Source organism: Nitrospinota bacterium (assembly GCA_016208975.1).
Classification (GTDB): domain Bacteria; phylum Nitrospinota_A; class UBA7883; order UBA7883; family JACRLM01; genus JACQXA01.
This window is the reverse complement of the sequence record JACQXA010000004.1, coordinates 482,671-492,500: the sequence shown is the minus strand read 5'-3', so window position 1 is coordinate 492,500 and position 9,830 is coordinate 482,671. Positions and strand designations below refer to the sequence as shown.

General features: G+C 52.0%; 12 protein-coding genes (1 of these 12 running past the window's edge). 7 read left to right on the top strand and 5 right to left on the bottom strand.

What is annotated here, in order from left to right; genetic code table 11:
• A protein-coding gene (locus HY751_05955; GenBank protein MBI4665942.1) for a transposase crosses the window boundary here: on the top strand, window positions 1–137 show its final stretch. It extends 289 nt beyond the left edge of the window; only the last 137 of its 426 coding nucleotides appear in the window; the start codon falls outside the window, past its left edge; it ends in the stop codon at window positions 135–137.
• 111 nt (window positions 138–248) lie between these two features.
• Window positions 249–1,385, top strand: a complete 1,137-nt coding sequence (locus tag HY751_05950) for a type I restriction enzyme HsdR N-terminal domain-containing protein (GenBank protein ID MBI4665941.1) — start codon at window positions 249–251, stop codon at window positions 1,383–1,385.
• Between the two features lie 233 nt (window positions 1,386–1,618).
• On the opposite strand, the gene HY751_05945 is transcribed toward HY751_05950, so the two are convergent.
• On the bottom strand, window positions 1,619–2,029 hold the full coding sequence (locus tag HY751_05945) for a hypothetical protein (GenBank protein MBI4665940.1): 411 nt from the start codon (window positions 2,027–2,029) through the stop codon (window positions 1,619–1,621).
• Window positions 2,030–2,236: 207 nt separating this feature from the next.
• Here HY751_05945 and HY751_05940 point away from each other — a divergent pair, with 207 nt between their 5' ends.
• Window positions 2,237–2,611, top strand: a complete 375-nt coding sequence (locus tag HY751_05940; protein MBI4665939.1) for a hypothetical protein — start codon at window positions 2,237–2,239, stop codon at window positions 2,609–2,611.
• Here the strand turns inward: HY751_05940 and HY751_05935 are convergent.
• From HY751_05935 to HY751_05925, 3 genes are read right to left on the bottom strand one after another with little or no spacing between them, the layout of a single operon-like run.
• Window positions 2,608–2,877: a DUF3343 domain-containing protein gene (locus HY751_05935; protein MBI4665938.1), complete on the bottom strand. Its 270-nt coding sequence runs from the start codon at window positions 2,875–2,877 to the stop codon at window positions 2,608–2,610. The two genes, HY751_05940 and HY751_05935, sit on opposite strands and share 4 nt — an antisense overlap.
• On the bottom strand, window positions 2,874–4,007 hold the full coding sequence (locus HY751_05930; protein ID MBI4665937.1) for an aminotransferase class V-fold PLP-dependent enzyme: 1,134 nt from the start codon (window positions 4,005–4,007) through the stop codon (window positions 2,874–2,876). Before HY751_05930 ends, HY751_05935 begins: the two co-directional genes overlap by 4 nt.
• 13 nt (window positions 4,008–4,020) lie before the next feature.
• Complete coding sequence (locus tag HY751_05925; GenBank protein ID MBI4665936.1) at window positions 4,021–5,505, bottom strand: DUF3391 domain-containing protein; 1,485 nt, start codon at window positions 5,503–5,505, stop codon at window positions 4,021–4,023.
• A 214-nt stretch (window positions 5,506–5,719) separates the two neighbouring features.
• On the opposite strand from HY751_05925, the gene HY751_05920 reads away from it, so the two are divergent.
• Genes HY751_05920 through HY751_05910 form a run of 3 tightly spaced genes read left to right on the top strand, consistent with a single transcriptional unit; the run spans window position 5,720 to window position 7,868 of the window.
• Complete coding sequence (locus tag HY751_05920; protein MBI4665935.1) at window positions 5,720–6,262, top strand: cytochrome c family protein; 543 nt, start codon at window positions 5,720–5,722, stop codon at window positions 6,260–6,262.
• A 19-nt stretch (window positions 6,263–6,281) separates the two neighbouring features.
• Window positions 6,282–7,082 carry a biotin--[acetyl-CoA-carboxylase] ligase gene (locus HY751_05915; GenBank protein MBI4665934.1) on the top strand — a complete coding sequence of 267 codons (801 nt, stop codon included), beginning with the start codon at window positions 6,282–6,284 and terminating at the stop codon, window positions 7,080–7,082.
• Between the two features lie 6 nt (window positions 7,083–7,088).
• Window positions 7,089–7,868 (top strand): type III pantothenate kinase, encoded by a 780-nt coding sequence (locus HY751_05910; GenBank protein ID MBI4665933.1) that lies wholly within the window; start codon window positions 7,089–7,091, stop codon window positions 7,866–7,868.
• Window positions 7,869–8,513: 645 nt separating this feature from the next.
• Here HY751_05910 and HY751_05905 read toward each other — a convergent pair.
• Window positions 8,514–8,771: a CDGSH iron-sulfur domain-containing protein gene (locus HY751_05905; GenBank protein MBI4665932.1), complete on the bottom strand. Its 258-nt coding sequence runs from the start codon at window positions 8,769–8,771 to the stop codon at window positions 8,514–8,516.
• Between the two features lie 87 nt (window positions 8,772–8,858).
• Between HY751_05905 and HY751_05900 the strand changes: the two genes are divergently transcribed.
• Window positions 8,859–9,830: a DMT family transporter gene (locus HY751_05900; protein MBI4665931.1), complete on the top strand. Its 972-nt coding sequence runs from the start codon at window positions 8,859–8,861 to the stop codon at window positions 9,828–9,830.

The following is a 9,830-nucleotide window of genomic DNA, read 5'->3' as shown; positions in this document are numbered from 1 at the left end:
TCATCGAGACGGTGTACAACAGGAAACGGGTGCATTCCGGCATAGGATACTTGCCGCCGGAGGAGTTTGAGGCTATATTGCGGGACGAGGACAGGAAACAGGAGCTGGGACAGGTCACACTAAAACTGGCCGATTAACACTCCAGTTGACGGGGCGCAGTCCAATGTGCTACAAAAAAACAGAGGCTTAACAAAACAGTAAATTCGCATCGAATCTTAATGTACTGCATGAGATAAACAATGAGAACCATGATTGATGACATTATTGCCAAACGTCAGAGAATGGCATATAAGAACGAGGAACATGTTCGCATAGGAATTGTTCTACGGTTATTGCAAAAAGCAGGGTGGGATATTTTCGATCCGGCGGAAGTTTACTTAGAATTTAGCGCAAATCGAAATGAGGACAAAACAAAAGTAGATATAGCCATATTTGCCAATTCAAATGAACCAACCGCATTCATTGAAGTAAAGTCGCTTGGTTCTATTAGGGCAAAGTTACAAGAAACTGAGCGCCAACTAAGGGATTACAACAGAAACAATACCGCACCCTTTTCAATAATAACAGACGGGGAAGAGTGGAGATTTTACTTTTCCCAGACTGGAGGTGAGTTTAGTGAGAAATGTTTTAGGACTATGAATATTTGCAAGGATGGCATTGAAGATGTTGAACTCACAATATTATCTTTTCTATCAAGGCAAGCAATAACATCAGGAAAGGCGCGGGAATATGCAGAGAATTATCTTAAATTAACCAAAAAGCAAAAAACTGTTGATGATTCTGTTCCTATCGCCAAACGAATCGCAGAGGATGATCCCGATAAAAGCTGGGTACAGGCATTGATAGATATCTGCAGTGAAAAGGGATTTGAAATTGATCGTGAAGAGGCGAAGGAGGCAATAAAAGAATATTCAAGTATTAGCGACGAAGTTAAAGCGCCTGAACCAAAGGCGGAAATAATCTCGCAAAAAGATGTTCCCAGTACAAATTTACCAAAACGCCCTGAAAAACAACATATGGAAATTCCTATTTCTCATATTAATCGAGAATCTAATTACGCGCATAAAAAAATTATTGAGATTGAATTATTCGGGCAAAGTTTCCGTCCAAAGAATTATAACCAACTTTTATTGTTAACGAGCAAGAAAATTTATGAGATGCAAAAAAGTGATTTCCATAAATGCACGGAACTTGTCGGACGTAAACGAAAATATTTTAGCAAGGAAAAAGCTGATGTCTTTAGTCCTGAACCCATTGGCGAATCGGGCTATTATGTAGGTACTAATGAAAGCGCAACGTCAATCGTAAAAATTTGCTACATGCTATTAGCGAAGTTTGGATACGTTAAGTCTGATTTAGTGCTTAAAGTCGAACAAGCAAAATGACAATAAACAGTCACAAGAAAGGGGTCAGGTCTTTACTTTTGACTTTTTTCGCTCGGTGATGTGTTGGCGCTATCTTCCCCCTGGGAGTGCGGGCATCCCGCCCACAACGTCTTTTTCGCCGACTCGACGCCGGTGAAATGACGGCAATAAACGCCGCCGGGATTAAAAATATAAAGCCCCGATTTCAGAAATGAGATCGGGGCTTTTTTGTTCACGCCAATAGCAACTCTAGGCTACTTGTCCAGCTCGTCGCAAAGGGCGTTTACTTTGCCAAGTCTCTCTTTCTGGATCCCGCCGGCCAGTTTTTCCGCGTCTTCCTGCTTGCCGGCCAGCACCATCGGCACCAGTTCATCCTCGCGGGTCTTTTTGAAAGCGGCCCAGGTGTCCGAAAGCTCCTTGAACTGCGCGTCTTTGCCCGCGGGGGATTTCATCTTGGCAAGAGCCGCGCTGACCGCATCCGCCGTGTCTTTGACAAGCTTTTGCTGGTCGGCTCCCCTCTTGTCCTTGTTCTTAAGTAACGTTACGAAGGCTTCCCTGGCGTCGTTCACCTTTTTCTTCAAATCTCCAAACTCGCCCGCGTTCGCGGAAAATATGGTAAATACAAAAAGCAGAGCTGTAATGCCGATGGAACGTTTGTTAAACATGATATCCCCCCAAGAAGTTTAGTTTTGGGTAGGAACGGCTCTGGTTTAAATCACATAACCGCCAAATACCGCCATTACCCGTTTGGAATGAGTATTGGCTTCATATCAAGTAAAGTCAAGATTTGTATGCAGTAAACGTTGTATAAAAACTAAAGGTATATAATCCTACTTCCGGGCTACCGGCTTTAGCGTTAAAAAGGAGACAGTTTGAACAAGGGGCTTGTTTTTCAAGCGGCCATAACCCTGGCGCTGGCGGTTACATCGGCTACAAGATTTTTTAAAAACGGTTCCGTGCTGATGACTGTCGCAGAAAGGCCGGGCGAACATTTGTTGAGCGGGCTCTGCGGGCTTTTGTTGGGCTCTGCGCTGGGGATGGCTTTAGAGATTGTTTTAGCCAACGACTGGAAGTCGCAAAAAACCAGCGTGAAATTGTTGACCTGGCTGGGTTTGACCTCCCCAATCATCTATTTAATGGTGGCGCACCAAACCCGCAATCTGGTAAATGACGGGCCAGCCACGGCGGCCATGGCCATCGGTGTAGCTGTTGCCGCGTTTTGGCTGAAGGGAAATGAACGGCGTTAGGATTGCGCAGGATTGGCGGTAGATAGTTTTTCCCACCCCCCATTTTTCTCAATAAAGAAACCCACAAGACCAAGCCCGTTGGCGGTGGCCAGTGAGATTATCCGGTTTAATGAATCCGGCGCGAAACTTAAGGCCATTTGGCAGCTTCCCCCGAGGCTTCTGGGTTTTATCGCCGTACGGAATTTAATGCCAGCCTGTTTTAAGAATTTTTCCGCCCGCATGGTTTCATGAGTGGTCGTGAAAACGGCGTAAATAATTCCGCTCATCTTTTCTTTTTGAGGATTCGCCGCATCGCCTCAATAAAAATGTTTATGTCTTTCAACGCGGTAAAAGGGCCGGGGCTTACCCGGACGGATCCTTGAGGGAAAGAGCCTATAAACTTGTGAGCTTCCGGCGCACAATGCAATCCAGCCCGGACGGCCACCCCCTGGCTATCCAGCTCATCTGCGATGATGGATGGATCAATGCCAGCCACGTTGAAAGAGACCAGTCCCGCCCTGGAAGACAGCTTCCCGGGGCCATATACTGTCACCCCCTCCATATCCTTTAAATTGCTGATGAGTAGCTTAAGGGTGGCCAACTCCTTCTGGCGGATTTTTGCCACCGGCATTCGTTTTATATATTCGATCCCCGCTTTTAACCCAGCCACACCAGGCACATTTGGAGTGCCCGCCTCAAACTTGTCCGGCCAGATATCCGGCATTCTTTCGCTTTCGGAATCCGATCCAGTGCCACCTTCCAGGAAACAGTCCGGCTCCATGCCAGGGGCGAAATAAACGAATCCTATGCCTTGAGGGCCTAAAAGCCCTTTATGGCCTGAACATACCAAAACATCCACATCTTTGGCGTTGAGCGGGATGGAGCCTGCGGACTGGGCCGCATCCAGGATAAGTTTTATATTTTTTTTGCGACAAGCGGAAGCCAACGCTTGCGTGTTTATAACTGCTCCGGTCACATTACTGGCCGAAGTGGTCACAAGGTAATCCACGTCTGGAAGATTTACAATGTCCGGTAATCCATTATTGTCACAGGGGGCATAATCCACATCCACCCCAACATTTTTCCTCGCCATAATGGGCCGGATCACAGAGTTGTGCTCCAGTCTGGATATGGCCACCTTATGCCCGGCATGGATAAGCCCTTTTATGGCGATGTTAAGCCCCTCGGTGGCGTTACGGGTAAAAACGATCCGCTCCGGGCATGAGAGTCCGAAAAATTCAGCTATGGTCTCCCGCGCTGAAAACATCATGCGCGCCGCCGCCAGCGAGCCTTTATGCCCGCCCCGGCCAGGGCTCCCGGCGATTCCGGCGATAGCCTTGCCTACCGCATTTATCACAGTGGCGGGTTTGGGGTGACTTGTGGCCGCGTTGTCCAGGTAAACCAGCTTATTGCGCATGGGGGTGAGCGGCCTATGTCTCCTGACGGTGGATGAGCTTTATGAATGTGGTGATCAGGGCCATGTCGAAATCACCCTCGCTTTTGGTCAAAAGGGCAAGCGCGTCAAATGGGCGGAATGCTTTTTTATAGGCCCGTTCTGTGGTCAGTGCGTCATAGATGTCTATTATCGCGGCTATCCGGCCAAAATAATGGATATCATCACCAGCCAGTTTGTTTGGATAACCCTTGCCGGTGAGTTTCTCGTGGTGCTGGAGGAGAGGTATAAGCGCCCGTTCCGGCACCGACTTGTGGTTCTTGAGCATCTCGTAGCCGAGGGTGACGTGGTTTGATACCGCCTTGTATTCATCGTCCGTCAGTTTGCCGGGCTTGTTGATAAGTTTCTGGTCCACCCGGCTTTTGCCGAGGTCGTGCAAAATTGAGCCCAGCCCCAAGTCCGCCAAATCCTGTTTTTCATGCACACCAGCGGCCATGGCCAGCGCCAGCGAGAGGGTCGCCACGTTCACCGAGTGGGTGAAGGTGTAGTAGTCGTAGTTATTTATCTTCATCAGGCCGTAGAAAGTTGTGGGATTTTCTATGACCAGATCAGTAAGGTCCGTGATGGACTCCTTGGTTTCCTTCATCAGTTGCTCGGAGCGCGGGTTGTGGGCCAGCCCTTCCACGATCATTTTTGAGTTTTCCCGCACGAAAGTAACCCTGGCCGCGTGGTTCTTGGAGTTTTTCGTATGCTCCATCAGGTAAGCCTGGTAGGGGGGCATTTCCTTTTTAAGAATAAGCAGGTTGAGGTCTTTGTGGGCCCATTCTTCCAGCGTACCCGCTCCAATTGTGTCTCCGGCGTTGTGAGCCAGCGTCACATCCTCCTTTGCCCGGACAAAAACCGAGAAGGGTGGCTTTGTTCCATCTATCAGCGCATGCGGGCTTATGGCATGGTAATTGTCCATGAAGTTGTAATGGATAACGACTTTTTTCGGATCCAGGTACCTGTCGGAAAACCCTTTGTCTTTCTGGCTTGCCGTTTCCCCTTCCAGTGTCCTTTTATATAGATCGTAAGCCCGTCGCTGGTCTTGCGGAACACGCACCTGGGAGATGCCCCGCCCCTGAAAAAGCTCCTCCACCTCCTCGGTGTATGAAAGCCCCCGTTTCAACTCCAGAGCGAAATGCCCGTCGGATGTTGTGTGGTATATGTCCACAGGCATCTCCCGGCCAACCTTAAACTCCGTTATTTCCACCTCGAAAGTGTCATCCGGGGTTATTACCCGCACTTCCGGGAAATGTAAGGGTAATTCCTGCCCTATGTCCAGACCCTTGGAGACATCGATGGAAACCGTCTGGATCTCGTAATCCAGCAGTTTCTTGATGTCTTTTTCGGAGTTTATTTCGAATCCGCCGATCATGACCGGCGTGGATAACCATGGGCTGTCGGTTTGGGTAACATACATACCCACCCGCAGGTCGGTGGTGCGGATTTTCTTGATGTGCGACTGATCTTGTTTTGGCATACTTGCCCCGGGTTACCGCCATTCCATAGAACGATTCTATGGCATGGCGCTATCTATTACAATTTTTATTCGCAAGGTCTTGGGCCATGTGAATCGTGTTATCATTTCAATGCATCAAATAGCGAATTTTAAAGGGGTAAACTTTAACTTCGGGGGATTTTGCGTAATGATTTCGCAGGAAAAGAGGGGCTTGGCTCTCTTGGCGTTTACTGTTGTGACGCTCCTTCTAGCGTGGACCGGGCCGGCCATGGCCGCCTTCGGCTATACAGGGAACAAGTCCTGTCAAAAGTGTCACAAAGAGATTTACGATTCCTGGAAAAAAACCATCCACGCCAAAACGTTCGACCTGCTGGCGCCAAAAACGCGGGCGGACAAGAAAAAGGAGGCTGGCTTAAAACCCGCCGAAGACTACCGGAAAGACAAATCCTGCATGCGGTGTCACGTGATGGGTTGGGAAGAAGGAGGCTATTCTTCTGAGCGCGCCGACAAGGATGAATGGAAAGGCGTGGGATGTGAGGACTGTCACGGTTCCGCCGAAAAATACCTTGAGATCCACGAGAAAAAAGATCTGGAGCGCCGCGACCGCAAGCTTAAACAGGCTGGTTTGAGGAAACCGTTCGACCAATCTGGACAGGGGACGTGCGCCTCGTGCCACTATAACCAGAACAGCCCATTCAAACACAGGCTCCCTAACCGGGACCGTAATTGGGCCGATCCCAAATTTGTAGAAACCTACCACATCATCCCAAAAAAGTAAAAGAAGCTGGCGAAGGATCATGTTCGATACTCATCGCTATGAGGGTTTATTGACCACAACCCTGATGGGCCGGAGCGTTGCGCGTCTTGATAGCGTGGATTCCACCAACACCCGCCTTGCGGCCATGCTAGTGGAGCGGAATGTTGGGGCCATGCTGGTGTTCGCCGAGCGCCAGACAGACGGCCGGGGCCGGTCTGGGAAATCCTGGGTCAGCCCAGCCGGTGTGAATATAGCCGCAAGCCTGGCCTGGCCTTTGCCCTCGGCGGTCATTTCTCCGGGGCTGGTGACTCTTTCGGCGGGAGTAGCGCTGGCCGAGGTCGTACGGGACGTTTGCGGCGCCCCGGCCACATTAAAATACCCGAACGACCTTTATTTGAACGGGCGCAAAGCGGGCGGTATTCTTGCCGAGCGCAAAATCCGGGGCCAGGAGCCTTGGGCGGTGATTGGCCTGGGCGTGAACGTGAACACTGAGGAATGGATGTTCCCGGAAGATTTGCGGGAGACAGCCACGTCCATAAAGATAGAGACCGGCCAACCCGCTTCCAGGGAGGCGTTACTGGCCGGGTTCATAAACAGGCTGGAGCCTCTTTTAAACGAAGTGACCCGAACAGGCCCGGAGCGGATGCTGGCTAGCTACCGCTCTCTCTCCATGTTGCTGGGCCGCCGCGTTACCGTGCTGGAAGGGGAACGAAAACTCAGCGGCATGGCGCTGGATGTGGACGGCGCTGGCGCGTTGCTTTTGGAGCAGGATGAGGGTGGAGTGGTCACCGTTATTTCCGGAGAGACGAGCCTCCATCACACCATAAGAAGCGCGGGGTAGCGGGATATGGCGGACGGGCAGTTGCTGGTGGTGGACGTAGGCAACACCAACATCGTGCTGGGGTTGTATGACGGCGACGAATTGCTGGCCCATTGGCGGCTGGAAACCAAGCTTCGCCGAACCGAGGACGAGCTTTCGGTGGTGGTCACCCAGCTATTCGCCATCAACGGGCTGGGCATCTCCAAGGTTTCCCGGGCGGTGATATCCTGTGTGGTACCCCAGATACTCCCCATTATCACAGGGTTCTGCGAAAAAACTTTCCGGCTGGACCCGCTCATCATCGGGCCGGGGATAAAAACCGGCGTCTCCATTAACATAGACAACCCCAGGGAGGTGGGGGCCGACAGGATAGCCAACGCCGCCGGGGCCCTGCTGAAGTATCAGCCACCGCTTATAATTGTGGATTTCGGCACGGCCATCACCATAGACGCGGTGTCTGCCAAATCCGAATACCTTGGCGGAGCCATCGTCCCCGGCATGCGGCTCTCCTTAAACGCCCTTTACCATAACGCCGCCAAACTGCCGGAAGTGGAATTCGCCAAGCCCCCTTCCGTCATAGGGCGCAATACTATCCATTCCATGCAGTCGGGTTCATATTATGGTTACGCCAGCCTGGTGGACGGTATCGTTAAGAAGATGAAACCATTGCTGACCCCGGAACCCAAGGTAATAGCCACCGGTGGCGAGGCCTTGCTTGTTGCCTCCGCCTCCGAGACTATAGAAGCGGTGGAAGAACACCTCACCCTGCAAGGGCTGAAAGCCATCTACTACCGCAACCGGCAGTAACTTTTCCCTTTTCCTTCTTGTTCGGACTATTGTCCGCCTCCTTTAGGACATTTCCTTGTCCTGATAACAGACGTAAGGCCTTGCAAACTGCACACAACCAACCTCCATTGATCCATGGATAATCACTCAACATTTAGATTGTTAATGTGTAGCAAGATTTGGCACAGCCGTTGCTTTTATGTAAGCGTATCGGTGAAAGTCGCCGAAGATGATAAACAGGATTTGGATAGGGAAAAGGAAATGGAAAACATACAGGGTGTTGAAGACAGTAAGTTTGTGGTGTTCGCCGTGGGCGCCATGTTGACGCTTGCTTCGGCCTACATGGTTATTTTAACCGTTGCCTTGGCCAACTAGAACGCCGGGCGAAATAGATGACGGGGAAGGAGCGGAACATGACCTTGGAACACAGGGATTGGGTGATGGGCTTATTGAGCCTTACTTATATGATGGTGTACATGAGCGGCTTGACCATCTGAGCCATCCGGTTCCGCTCCCTTTTTTTAGGATGAGGTGGCCGTCGCCCAGGGTTTAAGGCAGTCCACGCGCCATAGAAATTTATCTTGTCGCTCCAGCCGCAAGGCGCGGGGGACGGTGGAGCTATAAAACCCGGGCGGCGGCCCCCCATCCTTTTTTGGCCACCTGATGTTATTCTTTCGGCAGGGCGTGGGTCCCGTCGCAGAAGGGTTGCTTGTGGGTGTGTTTGCATCCGCACAGGGCTACGGTCCTGCCCTCTTCAATCTCGAAAAGAACGGCGGCGTGTTGCGTTCCCTCGTATGCTGTGCCTTTGTGGGCGTTGTCGCAGAAAGGCTGGTTTTTTGAGAGACCACATCCGCACCAGATATATGTTCCAGGCTCAATGTCCATTACATAAGGGGCGTGTTGGGGCGACTTGGGTTCAGGCATGCCTATTCTCCTCCGCTTCTAAATTTTGGCCTCTCCACCGGCTCCCACTTAAGGAAAGCTGGCCGGTTTTGAGTTAGTATAACAAGCATGGAATTAAAACTCGACATGGAACCCGCCACTATGGATGATGCTGTTCCTTCCGGCCTTGCGGGGCGGGATATGGAGCGGCCCGGCGAGGTTGAGCCCGCAAACGGCGAGGGAAGCCGGGCGATGGCTTATGTTTTTCTCGTGGCGGCCAGCGCAATGTTCGCCTCGGGTTATCCCTTGGCCCGGGCGGTGGACGCGTCGTACGGAATGGACATGCTGGTGGCCCAGGGGATGGTGGTGAGCGCCATACTCCTATCGTTGACGCCGGGCAAATTCGCTGGCTCCGGGATGCGCCCGCACATATGGCCCATCGTATTCAACGGAGTGGGGTCGGCGGCCACCTGTTTTATGGTGATGGAAGGCTCACGGGTTATCACACCATCCCTGGCGGCGGTCATTGTGATATCCAACGCCCTGATGGTGGCGGCGCTGGCCTGGGCGCTGGGGCGCAAGAAATTCACGGCTCCCCAACTTGTGGCGCTGTGCGCGGGCTTCGCCGGAGTTGTCTGGGTAAGCGTTGAACGGGGCGCTTTGGGCGGTCAGGCGCTGGGAGTGGCCTATCTTTTAATGGCGGCGGCGCTTATCGCGCTGATGACCATAGCCATAGAAAAACCGCTGGCCCAGGCGGGCGGCGTGGCTGTAACCCGCATGTCTTTCTGGATAGCCGCCGTGGTTTCCATCGGGGTCCTGGTTTGTACTGGGCGCTTTGCTTCTTTAACCGCAGGCCATGCGGCGGTGGCCGTATTTTTCGGCGTTATTTGCACAGGTGTTCCATCCCTGCTGTTCAACGAGGGGATGATACGGGTTGGCTCGGCGGACGCGGCGGCGTTCAAACTGCTCATACCGGTGTTCGCTTTTGTTTACGGTGTGGGCATGCTGGGGGAGTCGCCCAGCGCCTCATCGCTGGTGGGCGGATTGTTGGTGGTAGCTTCGGTTGCGGCGTACCAGGCGTTCAGCAGGAAAGCCGGGTGA